The organism is Paenibacillus shunpengii (genome assembly GCF_042684905.1).
Classification (GTDB): Bacteria; Bacillota; Bacilli; order Paenibacillales; family Paenibacillaceae; genus Paenibacillus; species Paenibacillus shunpengii.
The window spans coordinates 2,378,839-2,401,243 of record NZ_JBHUMJ010000002.1 but is presented as its reverse complement, the minus strand read 5'-3'; the positions used below and the strand labels follow the sequence as shown (position 1 = coordinate 2,401,243).

The window sequence follows — 22,405 nt, the reverse complement described above, 5'->3', positions numbered from 1 at the left end:
CCATTTTCATATTGATTATTATAAGGTGATGTATCTGTTGCTATAAATTGTAAATTAAATATTTATTGAATTTAATGATAAAGTGTGTATAATTCTAACCATAAGTTAATAACCAAATGTTATCTAGGGTTCCGCGATGATGTATCGGCTGGTCCGAGAGATAACTCACAGCCTTACGGTTGTGTCACGGAGGGATAAAAGCCTGGGAGATAAACTGTCTGAATGACAGTTTGTTTCTCAGGCTTTTTCATATTTTAGCTGCATTTGAAAAATAATATATGCAGTGTAATTTTAAAAAGGAGTGTGATACACATGAACAAAACGTGGTTGTCTGTTATTATCGCCGCAGTGTTTGAAGTAGGTTGGGTTATTGGGTTGAAGCATGCGAGCGGGATCCTCGAATGGGGGGCTACCGTGATTGCCATCATCGTAAGTTTTACCTTGATGATCAGAGCTTCCCGCTTCCTGCCAGTAGGTACGGTTTACGCCGTATTCGTTGGGTTGGGCACCGCAGGTACCGTGCTGGCTGAAATTATACTGTTCGGCTCTCCTGTGCAACTGGAGAAGATGGCGCTGATTGTATTGCTGCTGCTAGGTGTCATTGGACTTAAAATGCTGAGTAAAGAAAAGAAGGAGGCAGCGTAAATCATGGATTGGTTTTATCTTATATTAGCGGGTCTCTTCGAAATGTTCGGTGTTCTTATGATTAACAAGCTCAACAAGGATCGGAATGTCGTCTCATTTCTACTGCTGGTCGCTGGATTTGGACTGAGCTTCTTGTTCTTATCTCTTGCTATGAAAACTCTGCCGATGGGAACAGCATATGCGGTATGGACAGGAATAGGGGCATCGGGTGGAGCCATTTTGGGTATGATTTTTTACGGTGAGCCAAGGAATATTTTAAGAATTGTGTTCATTGCCATGGTACTGGGATCAGCAGTTGGATTAAAGCTGGTCAGCTGACCCGATTTCAGATTCTGATCTAGAAGCGGCCCATTCTTGGGTCGCTTACTTTTTGTACCTATTAGGTTTTGAAACCAAATCAACGCATGATTATTTCAACATATGAAAAATTCACAATAGTAAAACGCAAAATATCTATCACATTTACATATTACCAAACTTATATCGAATCTATATCCTTATCATTAGAAAAAGGGATTGCACAAGGTCTAGATAAAATGCAACTGTAATTTTGCAGCGAAGTACGTAAGTTTACATAATATTTACTATGTGTCTACTTAAGCAGCTGCAATAATGTACTATAGGCTCAATAATCCAAGATGTATGATATGAGGACCACATATGGAGAGAGGTTCTTGTGAATATGACATCTTTTCTGATCTATTGCATCATCGCGACATTTACTCCGGGGCCTACCAATATCGTCATTATGTCGACGGTACAGCAATACGGAACCAAAAGAGCAATCCAATATACGTATGGGGCGACGATAGGTTTTGCCTTATTACTGCTCTTATCTGCTATATTAAATTCAGTGCTGACAACAATACTGCCTAAAATATTGATTGTCATGCAAATCATTGGAAGCTTGTATATGGTGTATCTTGCTTATCTGATCTGTATGAAGAAGTCATCTGACGCAGGTCCCAGGCAGCTGGCTACGTTTTGGTCCGGCTTACTTATGCAATTTCTCAATCCTAAGGTAGTGCTGTTCACACTGACAGTTATACCGACTTTTATCATGCCCTATAATAACTCAGCAGCGGTAATGATGTTTGGTATTATGGTTATTACACTCGTCGGATTTGCGGCATTTATGACATGGGTTATCTTCGGAACTTTGTTTAAAGCATTTCTGCAGAAACATCAGAAGCTCGTTAACTTGATCATGGGGATCTGTCTCATGTATGCAGCATTCATGATATGGATATAAGCAAGTGAGGAGGTATGACGAATGGATCAGTTTATATATAAAAAATCAGCAGGCATTACAGTGTTATCAGAGAATATGACCGAGTTTAAATATAAAAAACATGCACATGAGGAGTATGCCATTGGTGTTACCTTGAGAGGTATACAGCATTATACTTTGGATGGAGGCTTACAATTATCGTATCCGAACGGGGTCATGATATTTAATCCGGAACAGGCACATGACGGGATGGCTCATGATCATTCGGGACTGGAATATGTGATGCTCTATGTGGAGCCCCATTTATTTTTGGAGGCCGCTCATCAAAAAGATGTTGTACAGTTCTCACAGCCTATTGTGTATGATCGCATGCTAAAGCAGCAAATATTAAGCCTGTCTTATCACGTGTTAAATGAGAAGGATGAGGCACTGTGTAACGAATTGTTTCTCTCCCTTACAGATCGTCTATTTCAAGTCGATTCTATCGCTATCGCTGATGCCAAACAAGACAACAGGTTCATCTCCATTGCAAAGGATATGCTTCGTGCCAATCTAGATCAGGTTCTCATGCTGGATGATATATGCAGGGAACTGGAGTGCTCCAAATTTCAGTTTATTCGGATGTTCAAAGCCCATACTGGCATTTCACCGTATCAATACTTTCTGAACTGTAAAGTAGAACGTGCGAAGCAGATCATTGAAGCGAGCAGAGATATTTATCTCGCCGTAGCTGCCTGCGGATTCGTTGATCTCACCCATTTGAACAGGCATTTCAAAAGTGTGTATGGCTTAACCGCATATGAATATATGACTCATATACATAGGTGATGGCCTAATAACTATAGCTTAGCTTGAAAGCTGTGCATTAATGAACATGATCTATATGCGGTATATTCCTAGCCTTTCCTCTATCTCGATTGAAATTGCAGCAGGCACTTCACGCAGCTTAATATCCTTACCTAAGAAGAGCAGCCAATCTGTTATCTCAGTGAGCTCTTCCGGGTGATGAGTATTTACGAACATCTTAAGCAAGGCCGTGGTTTGATATGGATTCGTGTAGGATATGGAGACATGGAGCGGATGATATTTTTTATACTGCGTAATTGCCTTAGGACCAAGCTCAACAACAAGATTATTGACTTCCTCCTGCTTATTTAATTTCCCAAGGATTTTTTTCTTGCTTTCTCTTCTCTTCACAGGGTAGGTCACCACGTCAAGCAGATGATCGACAGGGATGATCTGCCTATTTTCTTCCTCTAAATTAAACCCTTCGATTAGCCACACACTTTTCTCACGGTACAAATGCAAGAGATAAATAGGGTAGGATCTTATTTCCGTCGCTTCCTTAACGGTAACCAGCAAATAACAATCGGACAGCAATATTTGAATCAGCTTCTCTAATACAGGATGCGGCAGATCCGACAGATCAAGCAGGTCAGGATTATGAGGGTTCGTACCTTCAAATCGCAGTATTTGATTCAGAACAACAAGATCCTCCTGCAGGTTCTGGGAGAGGAGACCGAGTAATTTTTCAGTTAAAGAGTGGCGGCTCTTTAGATAAGGAAGCTGTTGGTTTCTTGTTGCCATAAATGCGATAAATAGAGCTTTGATCTCATTATCAGTAAAGCGAACCGTAGGAAGCACGGAGTTATTCATTACATAATATCCCCCGTCTCTTCCAACCTCGGCGACAAGCGGCATGCCCATGGCTTCAATCTCTTTAATGTCCCGAATCGCGGTTGAACGAGAAATATTAAATTCTCGCATGATTTCCGAAATCGTAAATTGGGCTCGGTTGTTGATATATCGCATGATGATGTTTATTCGTTCTACTTTTTTCATCCGGCACCTCTAAACAGTATCATTTTTTGACATGATTAAAGTTTATTATAAACCCATCAAGTGAAAACTCAAATTATAACAAAAAAAGAAGAGGAAGGTGCTTAACATGAGCAACTATGTAATCGAGGAAAAAGAAAGCTTTATCGTATTGGGAATTGGCACTGAGCTAAAGAGTGACTATACGGATTATGCTGGTATTCATAAGGAGAAGACGGAATTCTGGAGCACGATTGAGCAGGATGGCAGATTTGAACGTTTAAAATCAGTGCTGAGAATGAGTATGTATTCGCTGTAAACGAAGCCGTAAATAACAAAATGATGTACTATGCAGGCGTGATGACAGAGGCAACGCTGCCGGAACAGACCCGAATCATCCAATTTCCTGAAGGTGAATATCTGGTTGTCAGAGGAGAAGCGAACACACCCGGAGAACTTAGCAGCATGCTCACAGGCATTGCCTTCGGTCAAGTACTGCCGGAAGTGAACGAAGTTGCTTATGTCGGAGGCCCTAATGCTACGGTTGAAATGGGAGAACGAGATGGCCATGTTTATGGAGAGATGTGGATTCCTGTCGTTAGAAAATAAATAAAGTGAGGTGGAATAAATGTCCTATATTGTAGACTATACCCATGTGTCCAAAGCTGGCTTGGAGTCTTCAACCGCAGCTGAAGCGCTTGCCGGGCTGCGCGCCAATGAAGCTCGATATTTTATGAACAAGTATAAGCACGTGTTTACGGTGATTCCTGCCAGCGAGAGCCAAGACACACTGGATTATGTGAACCGTATATTGCGTGAAGAACGTGATATTCGCTTTGCAGCTAAGCCTTTGGAAACCTCGCGATTCCAGGTGGAAAATATGAAGTTTGCTTATGTATTTTACGACAACGGTCTTTCGGTCAATGTAATGTATGCAGTCGATGATCCCAAGAAGCGTGCGGTTGGATTCAAGCTGTCGGAAGGAATTGAAGTGCCAGAGGAGCTGGAAGGGAAGTTCAAGTTCGCGAGGCAAAAATCGAAACTGGCCGGCACCATTCGCGGATCATTCTTTGTCATCAAGGGAGAATATGAGATAGAGAATATGTAAGATACAACATAAAGATTAGCTCAGCTCACAGTCTGCTTGCTTGCAGGCAATTGGGTCTGGGCTGTTTCTTTTTATTTTGGATTTGATAGGTGTTTAATGATTTTACAATAAGCGTAGTTTAATAAAACATTCTTCATACAAATCATCGTTATGATGAATTCATAGAACTTACATACAAGTTGCATACGAAATTAAACTTAAGAGGTGTATGATCATGTCGATGATATTAGAGCATTATCCGAATAACCGTGTACTTCCGTTTGAAGGGGTATTGAACTTTCGTGATATGGGTGGATATGAGAGCATGGACGGCAGGAAGGTGAAATATGGTTTGTTTTTCAGATCGGCGGAGCTTACCGGAATGACAGCTAAGGATGTAGAGCTGTTTACATCACTTGGTATCAAGACGATTTTTGATTATCGAACAGATAAAGAAGCAGAGCAGAAGCCCGATCCCGAGTTTCCAGGCGTATCCAATCTGCGGTTTACGGTGCTGGAACAAGAGGTTCCTGTAGATGATAAAGAAACGTATCATGCAAGCTATCTAAAGAGCATGACACCCGAAGCTCTGGAAGCGATGTATATACAGATGGCAATCAAGAATGAATCCTACCGAAATCTGATGACGACGATCATGAACACAGACAATCTGGGCATTCTTCATCACTGCGCAGGTGGACGTGACAGAACCGGTGTGGGCGGAGCACTCATACTGTTGGCACTAGGTGTCCCTGAAGAAACGATTATCGAGGACTACCTGATCTCTAACACCACGCTTATTCCGATGAATAATAAGATGAGAGAACAGCTTGCCTTCGTCCTATCACCAGAAGAAGTCGATGAGGTCATTGCCAATCTTGAGCTTCGCCGGGAGTTTATGGAGGCTGTATTTGCAACGATCAAGAATAGCTATGGGACCATTGAGGCATTCCTGGAACAAGAATTTGGTATGACAGCAGAGCTGCGAGCACAGCTGCAAGATTTCTGCCTAGAGTAAACGATTAGAACCATTCGTAGAAAAGGATTCGTAAAACAGCTCAATTCCAGTTCACTGCGGTTCAAGCAGTTAAACGGAGTTGAGCTGTTTCTCATTTTTTATATGGGGTCCATTCGATAACTGGTACTCTTATCCTCAGCATCATCATGTAATCTGCGCAGTCGGTAAGCATTCATAGCGAATTCACGGAGCTCTTCAAGGATTGTATAGTTCGCCCATGCCCCTGCAATAGCACCGATTCCAGGCACCATCTGCAGCATTTTTCGAAAATCAATCGCATCTCGGTATTCCTTCTGAAAGGACTCCCAGTCCATATTCTTGGAATAGTCAGCGTCAGAGAGCCATTGCTCCTTCTCGATATGCCAATGCTTGATGGAATCGAGCAGATCGGCACGGTTCTCAGCACCCGAATAGGTCATCTGAAATACCTTGAGAATAAATATTCTCTCGGAGAACTGCTTGGTGTCATAACCGTACACATGCGCGGTTTCGAACAAATACTTCATTTTAATGCCGATAAGAGCCGGAAAGTCTACCATACTGAACATAATTCCGCCCGCACCGGTTCCAGCACCTTCAGCTACCGCGATTTTTTGGTAGAGGGTAAACAGTTCCTTGGCTTCCTCATCCGCAGTTGCTAGATCTAAACCATGCTGAACTGAACGTCTCGGTGTATATTCCGCGCCAAAAAGTGCTGTACGAACAATGGATTTGATGGTCGTCGTTATAACGGTGTGCACCTTCGGAGGGATGATGTGGTTAATTCGAGTACCGATTGTTTTCGATGTTTTTTCGAGCCATCCTGGTGGTTTAAAGAGCTGGCGTTCCCATTCTTCTACTTCTTTCTGAAGTTTAACCTCATCATTCATTCTTAATCGCTCCTCTAAAAGTCTTGGCTCTATTTTAATGGATAATTCGCTGCAGGGGAACAGACCATAGCAGGTTAGCAGACTCGACTAAAGTCCAGTCTGGCATGACATAGCACCTCTAATTACTTGTCTTGACCATAATCGTTGCTCCCATGCGTTTATCCGGTTATAATTTTCTTACATTATTTGAATTGGGGGTTATACCGTGGCAATGCTGGCAGCAGTGCTGGATTGCTCGTTCACTAGAACGCCTTACGCAAAGCCTGAATAGGGCGAGCTTTGTGTAGGGCGCAATCAGAATCGTAGCTAGACCGCCCTTGTTATCGATATGCTTTGCCCGCATTTGGCTTTGCACCTTATTCATTTACGACTATATAATAAGGGGCTAAAGACGATGCAAACACCATTTATTCAGAATCATCAATATAATGAAATTAAGAAACAAGTAAACTTCCTGTTGAAGGCAATGCGCACCGTTGCGGATCGGAAGGTGCTGGATACAGTCAGAAGTACGACAGTCAGCAACGCAATTGCGGCTTTTGACGAATTGAACGTTGAAGAGCTTCATCTTTTGGAACAATTGTCTAACCACGAGGCGGCACATGAGCTGCAGAATTATTTGGATAGCCTGAAAGCCTATATTGTGCCATTTCCACATGTGACACAGAAACAGATACAGAAGCTGTTCCCGAAAGTGAAGAAGCTCAAAGTACCGGATCTGGAAATGATCGATTACAACCATACCACGTACTTGAGATGGATTGATATCGCCACGAACCGCTTGTTTATCGTGTATCCTTATAAAGGACAATTAGTCGGTCTCGAAGGTTCCATCACACCGATAAACAAGAAGGGGTACTGTATGTTCTGTAACAGGCAGCATGAGCTTGGATTCTTCAATGTCAAGACAAAAAAAGGCGGATCGCAAGACAATTTCTCATCGATAGGCCAGTACGTTTGTATGGATGGGGAAGCGTGTAACCATAACATTACAGATCCTTCTGTCTTAGAAAGATTTATTCTTACGGTTCAGAAATAGAATTTGATATGAAGTGGAGCAGAGTGCCGATCGGTAATGCTCCACTTTTTCATAAAATAAACCACTTCATAATTTAGGCAAGCTATTATCTATTACTTGATCTATACATACAAACAACAAAGATAATGAAGGGAAATACAGCGAGTGAATATTGTTGAAGAGATGATTACCAAGGGTGTAAGTATTCGATATGAACTTGGAGTGGAGTCTTTAAAGGATGAGGAATATCGTATAGAGTGTATCCATCGTGCACATACGATATTGTGTTCGATTTTTAACCCGGAGGATGATGTGACCTTCATACATCGCACATTCCATGATGTAAAGGACAAGCCAACAGATAAGATTCGCTTAAAGCGATTCTTCAGAACGCAAATAAAACAGCTGCGGTCTTACACCACGTCTCACTGGTATGAAGAACCAGATGATCAAATGTATATACGACAATGGGCTGTGGATGTCAAAATGAAAGATATCCGTATTGCCTATGTCATTGAATGTATCTACAACTCAGATTTTGCGCGAAAACCAACTTCCGATGGTCAAATCTATCTTTATAATAAGAGAAACGGCATACTGTTTCATATGTATGATGATCGCGGATGTGATGTTTGCAGCTTGGATCAAAATGTCTTGTTACCGCTCTATCACCTGCATCGAAAATGGATCTTGGATTACGACCGATACGACATCGATCAGCTTTTTAATGAAGGACTAACGGGTATTACTGAGACAAAGGAAGAGAGAGAACTTCGACAGAAACTGAATGACCAAAAAGTAGCTGACTCCAAAATGGATCTTACTATAGATAACACTTCAAATGTATCTCATCATTTTGAGATTCCTACGGCTCATGCAACTAAGTTTGCAGAAGAAGTTTCTTTAACTGGTTTTACAGTTCGTCAGATTTCTGAAGAGAATAAAAGGACTAAGTTTGAAGTAAGCAAAGTTGAAATGATCACTCTTATTGATTATCAAACCCATCTTATGAGCATGTATGGTAAGAAATATGGAGCCTATACTGGCTGGAGCTATCAACAAATGAAAAGATAGAACGAAGGGGTGAAGGGCCTTGAATCCACGTGCCAATGCGCTTGGTATTGTAATTCGAAATACACAGATCCTTGTTGAGGAGCAATGGGGTAAGCATTCCCAAGGAACAGGTACTTACTATCGTCCCATTGGTGGAACCATTGAATTCGGCGAATATTCTCAAGATACCATTGTAAGAGAGTTCCTTGAAGAAATCGGTGCAAAGATCAAAGTGAAGCAGTATTTAAAATGCATAGAGAATATATTCTCAATTGATGAGAATATCGGACATGAGATTACCCAAGTATATGCCGTTCAATATATTGATCCGGATCTGTATGAGGTGGAGCAATTTCAAGTAACTGAGCAAGATAAGATAACTATCGCAAAGTGGATATCCATATCGGAATTTATAAATGGAGAAAAGTTCTTATACCCTAACGGTTTAACCGAGTTGCTGACATTGATCAACTTAGAGAGTGGTGAGTAAAATGAATAAAGCAGCTAAGATCTTGACTTCATTGCTAATATTAAGTGTTCTTATGGCTTGTAACAAGGATGAGCCATCATCCCCTATTAAGGTGCCGTCTGATCGTTATTCGGATAGCGAGGGGCGAGGGGTTAAAACCATCTTTCCGAATTCGGAGTATGCCAATATCATTACGGTAGACACAGTGAACACAGAGGGCACCATTAGAGCACGAAGCAGTACTGCATTAGGAGAACTAGTCGTCATAGCAAGTGGACAGGAAGAGGAAGGACATCTAAATACACCAAGTACGGCAGGTGTAGAAGGAGATTACACTTTTCAGGGGAATTACAAGGTGATCAACAAAATTAATGGGAAAGAGCAAGTGGTAACTGAACTAAAAGAACTGTCTTTTATTCAGACATCCAAAGAACCTATTAGCTTTGAAAAAGTAAACTTTGCAGAGGCGGATGTTTATTTCCTGACCCCACAGTATACAGGCGGTCACGGTTTATCTGCTTATGCATTTGTGGTTAACAAGGATAATGGAGAGGCTGCACCTCTTAAGTTTGTTAATCATGGAACAACAACTGACACTTTAAACTACGCCATGGATCATTTTCCACTTAATAAGAATGAAGCTTTAGTAGTCACTCCAGGAACGTCGGCTGGTACATCCGAAGCTAAAGCGGAGACAGTTCAATATAGATTGGATGTGGTCAACCAGTATTTTATTGCAGACTAGAATAGGGTTGTTGGAAGGATATGACTTGTCATAAATGTAAGCGTTATATTATTCTGGTTTAGAGCGGTTATGAATAGGTGAAACCGAGTTCATGTAGATGATTTTTTGTGAGAGGGGATTGTTATAATATGATTTATCGCGAATTAGGAAATACCGGTATGAAGATCAGTGAAGTAAGCTTTGGAACATGGGCAATTGGAGGCTCCTGGGGAAAGACAAGTGATATGGAAGCGTTAAGATCTCTGGAATATGCAATGGAACAAGGGGTGAATTTCTTCGATACAGCTGATGTATACGGAGATGGTCACAGCGAACGGTTATTAGCTAAGGCAACAAAGGGCAAAGAAGATCAAATATATATTGCGACCAAATTCTGCCGCCAAGGAGATATTGCCGATCCAGCGAATTACAGCTACGAGCAAGTATCTGCGTATTGTGAAGATAGTCTGCGCAGGCTAGACAGAGAGGCGATCGACTTATTTCAAATTCACTGCCCGGCAACAGAAATCCTGAAGGATGGACATGTATTTGAAGTGCTCGATCGTCTCAAGGAACAAGGGAAGATCCGGCACTATGGCGTAAGTGTGGAATCGGTAGAAGAAGGGCTCATATGCTTGAAGTATCCTAACATGAAGAGTCTGCAAATTATATTTAACATGTTCCGGCAGAAGCCATTAGAACAACTGATTCCTGAAGCTTATCAGAACGGCGTCGGACTTCTCGTCAGGCTGCCTCTGGCCAGTGGACTGCTGACAGGTAAGTTTACTGCAGACTATACGTTTGAAGCGGATGATCACCGCCGATTCAATGAGAACGGAGAAGCCTTTAATGTAGGGGAGACCTTTGCCGGACTTGGATTCAAGAAAGGGGTGGAGCTTGCAAATCAGTTACGGTGGATTGGAGAAGGCCGTCCATCTATGGCTAGTGCTGCGCTGCGCTGGATTCTGGATCATAAGGAGATCACTTCTATTATCCCTGGATTTAAAAATGTCCAGCAGGTGAAGGATAATCTCACGGCACGGGAGACCCAGTCATTTTCAGAAGAGGAGCAACAGAAAATACAGCAGTTCTACCAGGAGAAAGTCGTTGATTTCATTCGAGGACCATACTAATCAGACCGTTCTTATCCAATGAATAGAGCTGAGAATAAGGGAATGATGCGATGAATGAACAGCAGGGTTCTATTGCTAACATAGCTGGGTTAGATGGCAGTAAGATTCTTATTATCGGCATTGTCGCGAGTGGCAAGACTACCTTGGCCCAAAACTTAGCCCAGCAACTCGGTATACCTTGGTATGAGCTCGACTCTATTGTCCATCACCTGACTCCTGCAGGCAGATCTAAACGCACGCCAGCAGAACAAATGGAAGTGATCCGGGAAATTGACGCGAAAGGAACATGGATATTTGAAGGAACCGACCGGGATTCTTATCAAAGTCTATATGCGATCGCGGACAAGATTATATTCCTGGATCCTCCCCTATGGAAGCGAAAAATTCGGATCATGACGCGATTTGTTAAACAAAAGCTTGGAATCGAACGATGTCACTACAAGCCGAATTTGTCGATGCTCAGAAGGATGTACATATGGACGAGGGAGTTCGAACAGAACCGGGAGCATTTTGAATCAAAGCTTCAGCGATACGATGAGAAAGTGATCCGGTTGAGAGATACGAAGGACATCCTCCTCCTGCGCTAGCCTTCTTAAATTGGCCTCATGTGTGATACAATCAGGTCATTGTTGTTGAAATCATTAGAGGAGATGAACTTAAGTGCAAATATTGATTGTACTTGGAAGTATACTGATGGTTATAGCCGTGGCTCTGGGCGCATTTGGTGCGCACCTACTTAAGAGTAAATTCGAAGAAGGGAAACAGAAAGTATACGAAACCGGTGTCCAGTATCATCTAATTCATGCGTTAGCGATCATCATAGTGGGAATTCTGGCGGGTCAGTATCCGGAAGCAGGACTGCTCATAACAGCAGGGTGGTTGATGGCCGTTGGAATTCTGTTGTTCTCCGGAAGTTTATACATACTCAGTCTGAATAAGATCCGAATTCTCGGTCCCATTACACCACTGGGCGGGCTTTCCTTTATCGTCGCCTGGATCCTTGTTGCCATTGGCGTAATGTAGAGAATGAAGAAGTTGTAATAAGATATCATATATCATCAACTAGGAAAGTACCTACACCAAACCGCGGAAACCGCAAATTGATTTCACAAGAACAGGTGAACCAGGATTCGTACTGGTTCACCTGTTCCACTGTTAAATTGCCCGATTTTATTAAGAAATACCGACTGAAATTCGAATGATGAAGTTGTTATGATCCTTTTCGGTAACATAGTTTAACAGATCCTCCTCATATACCTGTCCCGTTATCCTCCTGTTTTGACTCGTTATAAACTCTTTTAACCTCGAATATGTCGTATTCATGGTTTCATAAGACCCAACATGATCCATAACGGCATATAAGCCTTTCGGTTTAATGATGGTCTTCTCTCCCGGAATCGGCTGCTGGATCTTGTTCGCAACATAATTCGGATAATAGTTCCCTGATATAAACGTCTCTCTCCGCATAATGGTCCAGGCTGAAAATGAATGTATTATATAATGATCTTCACAATATTTACGATGCTCGCTTAATTTTATCGCGAAGTTTGTATCACTATTTTCCTCTATACTAGTGGCAATATAATATTCTTCCTCACAATACTCTTCAATTGGAATTCTTCTAAGTCCCTTTTTCGCTTTTTCCGTCATATGCAGAGCATCTTCCAACAAATTTTCCATTTGCAAAATCCTTTGGAGCTCGATCTTGAGATCCTTCTGTTTTTGCTGTATAAGATGAACGAACTGATCTGTACTTTGATTGTGCAAGAATGCCTTGATCTCCTGCAGAGAACTGCCTGTCTTCTTTAATACATCAATAATATCAAGGGTATAGCATTGCAGAATGGAGTAATAACGGTATCCGTTCGTATGAACGTATTCAGGCTTCAACAGTCCAATCTCATCATAGTGAAACAAGGTATGCTTGGTGACGCCGCAGATTTTGGCAATTTCACTAGTGGTAAAATATTTTTTCTGGATTTTTGACAACGAGGCAGCTCCTTTGGATTTACAATTATTCTTCTCTAATTATAAAGATCAGCAGGGCACTTGACTATAGGGTTACCCGATAGTTTATGGTTTAGTATAGTGTGATGATTTCACAACTTAGAAGAGAAGGTAGTCAGAGGTGGAGTATGAATTCTTTAATGAAAAACAGAGTATTTCTTATCGTGCTGACAGCGGATCTGCTACAGCAGATGGGGATATGGATTCGCAATATGGCACTACTTTTTTACATCATGGACCAAACGAACAATAATCCGACCGCAGTTTCGCTGCTAACCGCCTTAGAGTACTTACCGATCTTTATCTTCTCCCTGATTGGTGGTACCTTTGCAGATCGCTGGAATCCCAAGAAAACAGTAATATTAGGCGACACGCTAAGTGCTTTATCCATGTTAGCCATCCTGTATCTGGTTTCCATCGGGGTATGGCAGGCGGTATTTGCAGCTACCGTTGTCTCGGCGATTGTCAGTCAGTTCTCCCAGCCTTCATCTGCCGTATTATTTAAAAAGCACATTCAGAATGAATTGGTGGGTACAGCTGTTGGATTTAACCAGAGTCTTATGGCTTTGTTCACCATTTTCGGACCGATGCTGGGAACGTTTGTGTATACGCAGCTGGGCATTACATCTTCGATCACCGCATTGATTATGATCTTTACCTTAGCGGCATTTATACAGCTGTTCCTTCCATCATCAAACCGAACCGAACGAGTGAGTAAGACATCACCGCTAAAAGATATCAAAGAAGGATTTACGTATGTAATGAGCAACACAAATTTGAAGCTCATTGCAATTATGTTCCTCATATCGGGTCTTGGGTGGGGGATAACGCAGCCGCTGGATGTGTTCGTAACCATGGAGCGCTTGGGACTGCCTAAAGAGAATGTTCAGTGGTTTGCAGCATCGGAAGGTGTGGGCATGCTGGTCGGCGGAGCCATCGCAGCTGTGTTAGCAGCGAAAATTAGCCGTCATCGCAGAGTCATTATATCCGTCACAATGGCTATATGGGCTTTCATTACCGTGGTTGAAGTCCTCTCTGTATGGCCGCTGGTTACAGCAAGCGCGAGAGTACTCTCCGGTGTGGCGACCGCTTTCTTTCAGGTCACCTTCAGTGCGATGATGATCGAAGAAATCAAGGAAGAGTATATTGGAAGAACGAATGGCATTATGATTCCGCTCATGATGGGAGGTATGCTGCTCGGAAGTGCATCCTCTGGATTTATTGTGAATCATTTAGATCTTATGGGTACCTACTTCCTGGCAGCCGGAATCACCTTATCCTGTGTCATTTTTACACTTCGCTTAAAGACCAATCCGATGAAGGATGATGTTGTGAGTAATGTATGACCAAAAAAAGCGCGGGAACGATCCCGCGCTTTTTTGCATTTTCGAGGAGCTTCCACGGTCTCAGCACTCTTTGTGAAACTTTGCTGTACCTTCCAAGATCGTATTCAAATATTGCTCAGACCGGTTCAATTGATTCTTAAGGTCATTGATTTCTTTGACTTTTTGCTTAACGAGCTTAAGCTTGTCCTCATATGATAGGTTAATCTCGTCATTAACTAGCAGGCTCAGCTCTTCTATAGAAAAATCTGCAGATAGCAGTGCCTTCACATCGTTCAGATACTCCACAATTTCCTCTGAATATACACGGTAATTATGTATATCTCTATACATATAGCTGCCCGGAATCAGCTGCTTGCGCTCATAAAATCTCAAGGTAGATATCGGCAGACCCGTTAATTTCGATACCTCATTTATTCTCATAATGATCCCTCTTTAACTTCTTGCTATAAACCTAGGTTCATAGCTCATAATGTGATCATGATAACGAACGGCATATCAAATGTCAAAAAAATCTAACGTTATCACGAAGGAGAGAGTCATATGTTCAACCATATTCAAAGTAATGATTTCACGGATATCGTGAAGGGACGTCGTTCAGTTCGCAACTATGATGAGAATTATATAATTCCGAGAGAAGAGATTACTGAAATAATATCTGAAGCCAGCCTGGCTCCTTCCTCAGCTAATATGCAGCCATGGCGAGTCGTCGTTGTGGACACTCTGGAAGGGAAGAATAAGCTTACACCCTTAGTTCGGTTTAATACACTTCAGAATAGTACCTCTTCAGCGATGCTATTAATTTTTGGAGACACATCAAGTTATCTATATGCAGAAGAAATATACAACACGGCAGTAGAACAAGGATTAATGCCTGCGGATGTGCGAGATCGGCAGCTTGAAACCATATCGTCGATTTTTCCAACGCTGACAAAAGAAATGAAAGTGGAAATTGCGAAAATAGACAGCAGCCTCTTCGCGATGCAGCTTATGTTAGTCGCCCGCGCACATGGATATGATACCAATCCAATGGCAGGCTTTGAAGCAGATCGGTTAGCTCGAGCGTTTGAATTAGATGAGGAGCGTTATGTTCCGGTCATGATCATCTCCATGGGTAAGGCCAAAGAGGAGGGATATGAATCCATTCGATTAGATGCCGAGAAGATTACATTTTGGGCATGACCTCTGATATGTAAAAATAGGGCTGCTGATGATTCAGCAGCCTTATTCCCGGGTGCAGGATTGTTGACTGATAACATCGAATTACAACATTTGACGATTGATTTTTTCGGAAGAGGTGGCAACTCCTATGTCTAGAATGATGAACAAACGAGAATTTATTGAGATGACCGTGAAAGAGGAACGCTCTGTTGTCCTTAGAGTTAAAGATCATGATGAACTTGTCCGTGGCGTTTCCAAACATATGAATGATCACTGCTTGTTCATAGACTCAGAAGAAGGTAACCGTCTGCAGTATGAGATGGATGATATCATTGAAGTCTTCGCGATCCAATCATTGACTCCTTCTCAAATGTCGGTACAAACTCATCTTGCCCAGTCTACCGATAGCGATGATGAACTAGAAATTCTGGTGCAGGAGTTCAATGGTTTAACTGAAGATCATCAGCTTCGGCTAACGACCAGATTATCTCAAATATTTAAAAAGGATGTGCTTATCTCAACCTCGGAGCTGGAAACCTACAGTCCTGCCGAGATTTGCATGCTTACGGACATCATCAACGGATATATCCTTACTGTAAGAACACCAGATCTATTCCCTAAATCAATCCATTCGATGAATTTACCATCCAAAATAGAGTTTGGACATCGCCCACCCATGGTAGAGGAATAAGTTAATTGCCAGATTCCACAAAACTTTGAATGCGTGCTTTAATGTCATCACGGACAGATCTGAACTCGCTCATGATTTCCTCTTCCGTTCCTGTCGCTTTTGCCGGATCCTCAAATCCCCAATGCCATTTGATAACCTCTGGATTGGATATTACCGGACAATGCTCATCTGCGTGACCGCATAGCGTTATGACATAATCAGCACGGTTAAGAATAGCTGGATCAATCACATCGGACGAATGACTAGTGATGTCAATTCCTGCTTCTTTCATCACTTGCACAGCTCTAGGATTAAGACCATGAGCTTCTAATCCGGCACTCTTCACTTCATACTTGTCACCGCCAAGCTCCTTCAAAAATCCATCGGCCATTTGGCTGCGACAAGAATTTCCTGTACATAAAAAGTATACGAGTTTTTTCTCCATATTCATTCTCCTTTGGTAATCTTCATTTGTATTTGCAATCAATAAATTAGGGTCAGCCATAGGAAGAGGCCAAATAAGGTAATTAAGAGTACCGGCAAGGTAAGTACAATTCCAACCTTGAAATAATATCCCCATGTTATTTTGACGTTCTTCCTAGCCAGCACGTGCAGCCATAAGAGGGTAGCGAGTGAACCGATAGGCGTAATTTTTGGACCGAGATCCGAACCAATGATATTGGCATAGATGAGAGCCTCTCTTAATACACCTTGTGTATTGGTTGCTTGAATCGCTAGAGCATCAATCATGACCGTTGGCATATTATTCATTATGGAAGAGAGCAAGGCAGCTACAAAACCAGCACCGATCGTGGCAGTAAGGAGTCCTTGATCCGCAAGCCATTGAAAGAGGTGGGCAAGCTCATTTGTCAAACCTACATTGCGGAGACCATATACAACCACGTACATGCCGATTGAGAATAACACAATTGACCATGGCGCTCCTTGAATTACCGATTGAACGTTGACTACCCGGCTGTATCTAGCTCGTACAATAAATACAATTGCAGCAACTCCAGCCATGATGGATACAGGGACATTGATAAATTCACTCAGCAGGTAAGCAGCGAGCAGCAGCGCAAGAATGAACCAAGATAACTTAAACATACGCGGATCTTTAATGGCTTCTCTTGGATGCTTAAGCTGTTGCAGATCTACCGTTTTGGGAATGCTCTTTCGAAATAGCAGGAACAATACGAGCAAGCTGCTGCCAATGGAGAACAATGTCGGTACGATCATTCTGCTAGCATACTCGACAAAACCAATGCCGAAGAAATCCGCCGAAACGATATTTACTAAGTTACTGACGATTAGAGGAAGGGATGCAGTATCTGAGATAAATCCGCTGGCCATGATGAAAGGTAAGATCATTCGATCATCGAACTTCAACGCTCTAACCATAGCTAGTACAATCGGAGTTAAGATAAGGGCTGCTCCATCATTGGCAAAAAATGCAGCAACAGCAGCTCCCAGCAGAATCACATAGATAAACAACACTCTTCCATTTCCTTTGGAGAAGCGGGCCATATGAAGGGCAGCCCATTCAAAGAATCCGATCTCATCCAGAACGAGAGAGATCAGTATAATGGCTACGAAGGCAAGCGTCGCATTCCAGACGATGCCCGTCACATCCCATACATCCTGCAGACTCACAATGCCGCACAGCAGTGCTAAGACAGCACCACCTATGGCAGAATAACCGATGTTTAATCCTTTAGGTTGCCATATTACTAAAATAAGAGTAACAAGAAATATAAGGCTTGCTGTCAATAACATCATTTCCTCCTAAGCTACCGGCAACAATCAGGGTCCAGATTATCGATTTGCTCCTTCATTGAAGGCATCTCATCTAAAATCCCTTGTAGATAAGGCTTTTCATCCATATTGAGAGAATAATAAACCCATTGCTTCCTTTTGGTCTCCGTCACAAGTCCCCCGTTCTTCAGTTTTCTAAGGTGCTGACTTACATTGGGCTGTGTCGTTTGCAGAAGATCGACCAGATCACACACACATAATTCTTTTTCCTTGAGAAGTGCCAAGATCATTAACCTCGTCCCATCAGAGAGCAATTTAAGAGTGTTTGCTATCGCTTCTATATCTTGAGACAAATGTATTCCACCTCACGATCAATTCCATCTTGTATTCGTCATGACTTCATTAATTATACATAGGATTGAATATAAGTAAACAGTTATATAATCAAATGATTATATGTACTTACGTATATTATATTTAAGAAATGAGAGCTGCCTAAGACAGAAGAAGATTAAGCATAGAATAAGGAAAGTTCATCGACCTTGGTCTCTCTTCAATGTTTCATTAAATTATTAAAAATATCCTCTACGTTATAAATATCATTATTCACTTTCCATTCATCATCCTCTTTTAGCATATAGATGGTTCCTTCGAGATCAAGTGTTTCTTCTGCCAATGAAATTGTCCCTGTATAATTCAGTTCAATTTGTGTGTCTGCTACGTTTCTTTCGGTAAATTCAAGGTCGGTCAGTCGGACCTCACTTTCTTTCAATTGTGCTAATTGAGATCCTCGGATAAATACACGGGAACTAACCGATCTTTCATAGAAGACTTCCGTTGTTAAAGGCTCCATCTCCTCGTATTTTTTGGATATGATCTGATCCGTAACCTCATTAATTTGAGGACTTTCTAATTCACCAAGCTTATATTTCTCTGCCACTTCAGCTGCTCTCGGTACATTCGAATTAGCGCAAGCGGAGATTATTAATAGCATTGTGAGTAATACAGTAATCATTATTACACGGGATTTTTTCATAATTAGCTCCTCTCTGGATCGTTAAAAGCATTTTACCATATTTAGGATAATTGAGACATGCAGACACCTCGTGCTGATTCCTGCTGTTTGATATACTAAATAGAGCAAAAAGTATACAAGGAGATGGACCAATGCGGGGGAACCTCTGCAGGAAGGGGAAGTCTTATGTGGAGAGCAGCACTTTTACTCAAAATGATGTCCGTTTATACATGTATGTCGGCGAAACGGAGGGAGTAGGGCGGGATAATTTGCAGCAGTATATGGTTCCGAATACGAAGAAGGTTTATCGCATTTTAACAGATAAAATTCCCGGTGGAGCAGATCAAATAATGCTGGAGACGGACCCAGAAGGTGTCCACAGTCACCAATATTTTAACAAGTATTTCCCGCGTGGAATGAGATTTGCGTATCCGGGTCCCTCTGTAATTCAGCGTGCGTAGTATACTTCGTATTAGGATTAGAGAAAAATTGATAACATGAATAAATTTAGATTAGGAGCGTGTAGAAGATGGTTGGAGTAGAACTGGATATGGTTGTAACAGACAGTTTAAAAGCACTGGAGTTGTACGAGGGTATATTTGATATTGAGCTGGTGGAAGCATCAAAGCTTCCTCGAGGTGAAAATGAAGTGGTTTTTACTCTATACGGCGTCCGCTTTCATCTATTGGATGAGAACCCGCAATTTCATCTGATTGCACCAACTCCTGAGCATCCTCAAACGAGCTGGGTAAATGTCTCGGTTCCTAATATTAAAGAGACATATAGCAAGGCGATGGGTTTGGGCTGCGCTGAAATACAGCCGGTAACGGAGCTGCCCGACTACGGAGTAGCAAATGCTATTTTTACAGATCCGTTCGGTTATGTATGGATGCTGCATCAAGTATATAAAGAGGTTAGTCATGAAGAACGAATCAAGCTGTGGGAGGAAAAAAAGAGAGAGCTAACCTCTGATTAAGCTCGTCACAATGGAAGTCAAAAGCGATATACGGTTATAAAAATAAAACAGTCGTACAAGCCTCCTCCAGTGCATAGGATATAACGATGTAATGTTGTTATCTAAGGAGGAGGCATATGTTAACAAGTGCTTATTTTGCCTATATGCTGCTTGGGTTGTCGCTTGCCGCTCCCATTGGCCCTTTGAATGCAGCTCAATTAAATATTGGGATCAGACGGGGCTTCTTTCACTCCTGGGTATTCGGTCTCGGGGCTGTGCTGGCAGACGTCGTCTACATGCTGCTTGTGTATTTGGGTGTAGTTCATTTTCTAGATACTCCGTTTGTGCAGACGTTTCTATGGTTATTCGGCTTCTTTGTATTAGTCTATACCGGTGTTGAAAGTCTGCTGAGCAGCGGTCAAATTAAGGAGTCAGAAACGTCAGAGAGAGAGCCGCTAGGCAGATCATTTCGATCCGGATTTTGGATGTCCTTGTTTAATCCGATGTCCATTTTGTTTTGGCTCGGCATATTTGGCTCCGTACTTGCACAGGAGACGGCGGCCAAGAGCACTTCGCAGATTGCACTGCTCAGCCTGGCCATTGTCGCTGGGATCCTTGTGTGGGATGTTACAGTCGCTGCGACATCGAGTTTTTTCCGTAAAGTGCTAAGTGCTTCCCTGTTAAGAGGAATATCTATTCTATCAGGTCTTTTCTTAATCGGTTTTGGCATACATTTTGGTGTACAAGCCGTTAAGGTTTTGTTCTTCTAGTATTATATTTTGTTTATTTCTGATCAATTGGTTTAATTACAAGTTAGTAAAATTGTAAATAAAACCTCTAAATTAGGAATGATATGAAGTTCCGTCATCAGAAAGAATTACAGTTTGAAGTTAAAGTGGATCGTCCAGATCCGATGCTGGCACGTCAGGTTCAAGAAGTTCTTGGGGGTCAGTTCGGAGAAATGACAGTCATGATGCAGTATTTATTCCAAGGCTTTAATTGCCGTGGTGAAGAGAAGTACAAAGATATGCTAATGGACATTCGCAGGGGGGACTAATTACGTCTTAAATCCCCATTCACTGGTCATTATCCATGTCGTGAGGTTCATTCGGTTGTTATCAAGAAGGGGACACCTATTAACCATTATGTAGTCGGATTCGATCAAGAATTTATCACTGCTGCTGTGGATCGTCCGACGGTGGAATAGGGAAGGGCTCCGTATACTGTCCGGCAAGCAGCATCGTAAACAGGATTATTCTAGCCTGGAGAGAGCCCTTATGTACGTCAACGCCAACTTCAGCGAACGGATTACCGTTCAGGAAATGGCCAAGCTCTGCTGTATGAGCGAAAGATACTTCATGAAGTTTTTTAAGTCGGTGATGGGAAAAACCTTCATTCATTACCTTAATTATGTCCGACTGTCTGAGGCAGAAAAGCTGCTTCTTTCCTCGGAGCTTACGATCACAGAAGCTGCACTTCAGTCAGGTTTTAACGACCCCAGCTACTTTGTCTTAGAAAGGCAACTGACAAGATACGGTATAGATAATGATATGGTAAGGAGATTTAGGACAAGTCGACAAATGAAGAATAGCCCCTAGTGCGGGGATGCAGAAGTCTGCTTCCTTGATCAGGGGCCATTTATTTTTCGAGAAATCATATTATATTTTTTATTCGCTGATCATGACATCATTATGGACTTCGTAATTATGGTACTTGCTAGATATTCAAGTGAGTACTTGACCTGTTGTCACTTCCTCAAATAATCGGATGGATTACATCCCATAACCTGCTTAAACAATCGGCTGAAATAATACACATTGCCGAACCCCGTATGCAAGGCGGCTTCCGTCACGTTGCATTCTCCACTTAACAACAAATCCTTTGCTTTCCCCAGCTTAATCTGGTTTTGATAATCCAATATGGACTGGCCAGTCACTTTTTTAAAAACCAATCGAAAGTGAGAGGTACTAAGGCCTGCCATGACCGCCAACTCCTGCACGCTATAATATCGGCTGTAGTTTTCTTGCATTAGATTAATAATGTTCTCAATTGCTGGCGTATGTGGGGAGTTGGGGAGTGAGAAGGTACGAGTTCGGATCATGTGGTACAGAATTTCCATGATGATGCTGCGGCAATGCAGTAAATAGCCGGGCTTCTTGCCGGCCCATGCAGGGCCAAGGGTTTGAAACAATTCTATTAATTGGTGGGGGTAAGAAGAAGGATTAACTCCTGAATAAGACGGGGGAAACCCCGGTTCTCCCGAAGGACTCTCCAAATCGAATGCAACCATAATCCCCAAGGTTCTTCAGGATCACTGAAGCCGGAGTAAACCAATTCCTTCGGGAAATAGAGCAGGTCTCTTTTTTTATGTTATATTTGTTCCTTCAATATTATAAAAAGCTCTGCCCCTTTTATTCGTATCCAGTATATGGTG

Annotated in this window: 30 protein-coding genes, 2 pseudogenes and 1 riboswitch; of the genes and pseudogenes, 22 read left to right on the top strand and 10 right to left on the bottom strand. The window is 42.1% G+C overall.

What is annotated here, in order from left to right:
* The first annotated feature begins 112 nt into the window (after positions 1 to 112).
* A riboswitch (guanidine-I (ykkC/yxkD leader) is annotated at positions 113 to 211 on the top strand.
* A gap of 101 nt (positions 212 to 312) precedes the next feature.
* The 4 genes from ACFSVM_RS11285 (at position 313) to ACFSVM_RS11270 (ending at position 2,704) form a co-directional block, all read left to right on the top strand.
* On the top strand, positions 313 to 645 hold the full coding sequence (locus ACFSVM_RS11285) for a DMT family transporter (RefSeq protein WP_047910280.1): 333 nt from the start codon (positions 313 to 315) through the stop codon (positions 643 to 645).
* Positions 646 to 648: 3 nt separating this feature from the next.
* The gene (locus tag ACFSVM_RS11280; protein WP_047910279.1) at positions 649 to 963 is read left to right on the top strand and encodes a DMT family transporter; all 315 of its coding nucleotides are present in this window, start codon (positions 649 to 651) and stop codon (positions 961 to 963) included.
* Positions 964 to 1,321: 358 nt separating this feature from the next.
* Positions 1,322 to 1,897 (top strand): LysE family translocator, encoded by a 576-nt coding sequence (locus tag ACFSVM_RS11275; protein ID WP_076313848.1) that lies wholly within the window; start codon positions 1,322 to 1,324, stop codon positions 1,895 to 1,897.
* 21 nt (positions 1,898 to 1,918) lie between these two features.
* Positions 1,919 to 2,704: an AraC family transcriptional regulator gene (locus tag ACFSVM_RS11270; RefSeq protein ID WP_090724439.1), complete on the top strand. Its 786-nt coding sequence runs from the start codon at positions 1,919 to 1,921 to the stop codon at positions 2,702 to 2,704.
* Positions 2,705 to 2,755: 51 nt separating this feature from the next.
* Here the strand turns inward: ACFSVM_RS11270 and ACFSVM_RS11265 are convergent, their stop codons facing one another.
* On the bottom strand, positions 2,756 to 3,718 hold the full coding sequence (locus tag ACFSVM_RS11265) for a helix-turn-helix transcriptional regulator (protein ID WP_379262176.1): 963 nt from the start codon (positions 3,716 to 3,718) through the stop codon (positions 2,756 to 2,758).
* A 106-nt stretch (positions 3,719 to 3,824) separates the two neighbouring features.
* Between ACFSVM_RS11265 and ACFSVM_RS11260 the strand changes: the two are divergent.
* The 3 genes and pseudogenes from ACFSVM_RS11260 to ACFSVM_RS11250 all read left to right on the top strand — a co-directional run bounded on the left by ACFSVM_RS11260 (position 3,825) and on the right by ACFSVM_RS11250 (position 5,799).
* Positions 3,825 to 4,303: pseudogene (locus tag ACFSVM_RS11260) on the top strand (GyrI-like domain-containing protein).
* A 19-nt stretch (positions 4,304 to 4,322) separates the two neighbouring features.
* Positions 4,323 to 4,802, top strand: a complete 480-nt coding sequence (locus ACFSVM_RS11255) for a phage tail protein (protein ID WP_379262174.1) — start codon at positions 4,323 to 4,325, stop codon at positions 4,800 to 4,802.
* Between the two features lie 214 nt (positions 4,803 to 5,016).
* Positions 5,017 to 5,799, top strand: a complete 783-nt coding sequence (locus tag ACFSVM_RS11250) for a tyrosine-protein phosphatase (protein WP_379262172.1) — start codon at positions 5,017 to 5,019, stop codon at positions 5,797 to 5,799.
* Between the two features lie 98 nt (positions 5,800 to 5,897).
* Here ACFSVM_RS11250 and ACFSVM_RS11245 read toward each other — a convergent pair whose 3' ends face one another.
* Positions 5,898 to 6,668, bottom strand: a complete 771-nt coding sequence (locus tag ACFSVM_RS11245) for an EcsC family protein (RefSeq protein WP_379262170.1) — start codon at positions 6,666 to 6,668, stop codon at positions 5,898 to 5,900.
* Between the two features lie 394 nt (positions 6,669 to 7,062).
* On the opposite strand from ACFSVM_RS11245, the gene ACFSVM_RS11240 reads away from it, so the two are divergent.
* The 7 genes from ACFSVM_RS11240 (at position 7,063) to ACFSVM_RS11210 (ending at position 12,088) form a co-directional block, all read left to right on the top strand.
* The gene (locus ACFSVM_RS11240; RefSeq protein ID WP_379262168.1) at positions 7,063 to 7,707 is read left to right on the top strand and encodes a FusB/FusC family EF-G-binding protein; all 645 of its coding nucleotides are present in this window, start codon (positions 7,063 to 7,065) and stop codon (positions 7,705 to 7,707) included.
* A gap of 144 nt (positions 7,708 to 7,851) precedes the next feature.
* Complete coding sequence (locus ACFSVM_RS11235) at positions 7,852 to 8,760, top strand: DUF3885 domain-containing protein (protein WP_379262166.1); 909 nt, start codon at positions 7,852 to 7,854, stop codon at positions 8,758 to 8,760.
* A 19-nt stretch (positions 8,761 to 8,779) separates the two neighbouring features.
* On the top strand, positions 8,780 to 9,229 hold the full coding sequence (locus tag ACFSVM_RS11230; protein WP_379262164.1) for an NUDIX hydrolase: 450 nt from the start codon (positions 8,780 to 8,782) through the stop codon (positions 9,227 to 9,229).
* A 1-nt stretch (position 9,230) separates the two neighbouring features.
* Entirely contained in the window at positions 9,231 to 9,953 is a 723-nt protein-coding gene (locus ACFSVM_RS11225; RefSeq protein WP_379262162.1) for a hypothetical protein, read from the top strand.
* A gap of 128 nt (positions 9,954 to 10,081) precedes the next feature.
* Positions 10,082 to 11,065 carry an aldo/keto reductase gene (locus ACFSVM_RS11220; protein WP_379262160.1) on the top strand — a complete coding sequence of 328 codons (984 nt, stop codon included), beginning with the start codon at positions 10,082 to 10,084 and terminating at the stop codon, positions 11,063 to 11,065.
* Positions 11,066 to 11,115: 50 nt separating this feature from the next.
* Entirely contained in the window at positions 11,116 to 11,652 is a 537-nt protein-coding gene (locus ACFSVM_RS11215) for a hypothetical protein (RefSeq protein ID WP_379262159.1), read from the top strand.
* Positions 11,653 to 11,725: 73 nt separating this feature from the next.
* Positions 11,726 to 12,088 carry a DUF423 domain-containing protein gene (locus tag ACFSVM_RS11210; protein WP_379262157.1) on the top strand — a complete coding sequence of 121 codons (363 nt, stop codon included), beginning with the start codon at positions 11,726 to 11,728 and terminating at the stop codon, positions 12,086 to 12,088.
* A 150-nt stretch (positions 12,089 to 12,238) separates the two neighbouring features.
* Here ACFSVM_RS11210 and ACFSVM_RS11205 read toward each other — a convergent pair whose 3' ends face one another.
* Positions 12,239 to 13,054, bottom strand: coding sequence for a MerR family transcriptional regulator (locus tag ACFSVM_RS11205; RefSeq protein ID WP_379262155.1), 816 nt, complete (start codon positions 13,052 to 13,054; stop codon positions 12,239 to 12,241).
* 104 nt (positions 13,055 to 13,158) lie between these two features.
* On the opposite strand from ACFSVM_RS11205, the gene ACFSVM_RS11200 reads away from it, so the two are divergent.
* Positions 13,159 to 14,418 carry an MFS transporter gene (locus ACFSVM_RS11200; protein WP_379262981.1) on the top strand — a complete coding sequence of 420 codons (1,260 nt, stop codon included), beginning with the start codon at positions 13,159 to 13,161 and terminating at the stop codon, positions 14,416 to 14,418.
* A gap of 60 nt (positions 14,419 to 14,478) precedes the next feature.
* On the opposite strand, the gene ACFSVM_RS11195 is transcribed toward ACFSVM_RS11200, so the two are convergent.
* Positions 14,479 to 14,838 (bottom strand): MerR family transcriptional regulator, encoded by a 360-nt coding sequence (locus tag ACFSVM_RS11195; protein ID WP_076313860.1) that lies wholly within the window; start codon positions 14,836 to 14,838, stop codon positions 14,479 to 14,481.
* A gap of 120 nt (positions 14,839 to 14,958) precedes the next feature.
* Here ACFSVM_RS11195 and ACFSVM_RS11190 point away from each other — a divergent pair, with 120 nt between their 5' ends.
* Positions 14,959 to 15,597 (top strand): nitroreductase family protein, encoded by a 639-nt coding sequence (locus ACFSVM_RS11190; protein WP_379262153.1) that lies wholly within the window; start codon positions 14,959 to 14,961, stop codon positions 15,595 to 15,597.
* 127 nt (positions 15,598 to 15,724) lie between these two features.
* Positions 15,725 to 16,267, top strand: coding sequence for a hypothetical protein (locus ACFSVM_RS11185; RefSeq protein ID WP_379262151.1), 543 nt, complete (start codon positions 15,725 to 15,727; stop codon positions 16,265 to 16,267).
* 1 nt (position 16,268) lies between these two features.
* Here ACFSVM_RS11185 and arsC read toward each other — a convergent pair whose 3' ends face one another.
* From arsC to ACFSVM_RS11165, 4 genes are all read right to left on the bottom strand, one after another.
* A complete protein-coding gene (gene arsC, locus ACFSVM_RS11180) occupies positions 16,269 to 16,691 on the bottom strand; it encodes an arsenate reductase (thioredoxin) (RefSeq protein ID WP_177178703.1) in 423 nt (140 codons plus the stop codon).
* Between the two features lie 38 nt (positions 16,692 to 16,729).
* Positions 16,730 to 18,022, bottom strand: a complete 1,293-nt coding sequence (locus ACFSVM_RS11175; RefSeq protein ID WP_379262979.1) for an arsenic transporter — start codon at positions 18,020 to 18,022, stop codon at positions 16,730 to 16,732.
* Positions 18,023 to 18,036: 14 nt separating this feature from the next.
* Positions 18,037 to 18,354 (bottom strand): ArsR/SmtB family transcription factor, encoded by a 318-nt coding sequence (locus ACFSVM_RS11170; protein WP_379262149.1) that lies wholly within the window; start codon positions 18,352 to 18,354, stop codon positions 18,037 to 18,039.
* A gap of 200 nt (positions 18,355 to 18,554) precedes the next feature.
* Positions 18,555 to 19,037 (bottom strand): hypothetical protein, encoded by a 483-nt coding sequence (locus tag ACFSVM_RS11165; protein WP_379262147.1) that lies wholly within the window; start codon positions 19,035 to 19,037, stop codon positions 18,555 to 18,557.
* 131 nt (positions 19,038 to 19,168) lie between these two features.
* On the opposite strand from ACFSVM_RS11165, the gene ACFSVM_RS11160 reads away from it, so the two are divergent.
* From ACFSVM_RS11160 to ACFSVM_RS11145, 4 genes and pseudogenes are all read left to right on the top strand, one after another.
* On the top strand, positions 19,169 to 19,477 hold the full coding sequence (locus ACFSVM_RS11160; RefSeq protein WP_379262145.1) for a hypothetical protein: 309 nt from the start codon (positions 19,169 to 19,171) through the stop codon (positions 19,475 to 19,477).
* A 68-nt stretch (positions 19,478 to 19,545) separates the two neighbouring features.
* Complete coding sequence (locus ACFSVM_RS11155) at positions 19,546 to 19,992, top strand: VOC family protein (RefSeq protein WP_076313868.1); 447 nt, start codon at positions 19,546 to 19,548, stop codon at positions 19,990 to 19,992.
* Positions 19,993 to 20,108: 116 nt separating this feature from the next.
* The gene (locus ACFSVM_RS11150; protein ID WP_076313869.1) at positions 20,109 to 20,741 is read left to right on the top strand and encodes a LysE family translocator; all 633 of its coding nucleotides are present in this window, start codon (positions 20,109 to 20,111) and stop codon (positions 20,739 to 20,741) included.
* A gap of 83 nt (positions 20,742 to 20,824) precedes the next feature.
* Positions 20,825 to 21,013 (top strand): annotated as a pseudogene (locus ACFSVM_RS11145) (manganese catalase family protein); the annotation flags it as partial.
* 130 nt (positions 21,014 to 21,143) lie between these two features.
* Here ACFSVM_RS11145 and ACFSVM_RS11140 read toward each other — a convergent pair.
* Entirely contained in the window at positions 21,144 to 21,371 is a 228-nt protein-coding gene (locus tag ACFSVM_RS11140; protein WP_379263013.1) for a hypothetical protein, read from the bottom strand.
* Between ACFSVM_RS11140 and ACFSVM_RS11135 the strand changes: the two genes are divergently transcribed.
* On the top strand, positions 21,294 to 21,569 hold the full coding sequence (locus tag ACFSVM_RS11135) for a helix-turn-helix transcriptional regulator (RefSeq protein WP_379262977.1): 276 nt from the start codon (positions 21,294 to 21,296) through the stop codon (positions 21,567 to 21,569). The two genes, ACFSVM_RS11140 and ACFSVM_RS11135, sit on opposite strands and share 78 nt — an antisense overlap.
* Before the next feature lie 149 nt (positions 21,570 to 21,718).
* On the opposite strand, the gene ACFSVM_RS11130 is transcribed toward ACFSVM_RS11135, so the two are convergent.
* Complete coding sequence (locus ACFSVM_RS11130; protein WP_379262142.1) at positions 21,719 to 22,261, bottom strand: helix-turn-helix domain-containing protein; 543 nt, start codon at positions 22,259 to 22,261, stop codon at positions 21,719 to 21,721.
* Between the last annotated feature and the right edge of the window lie 144 nt (positions 22,262 to 22,405).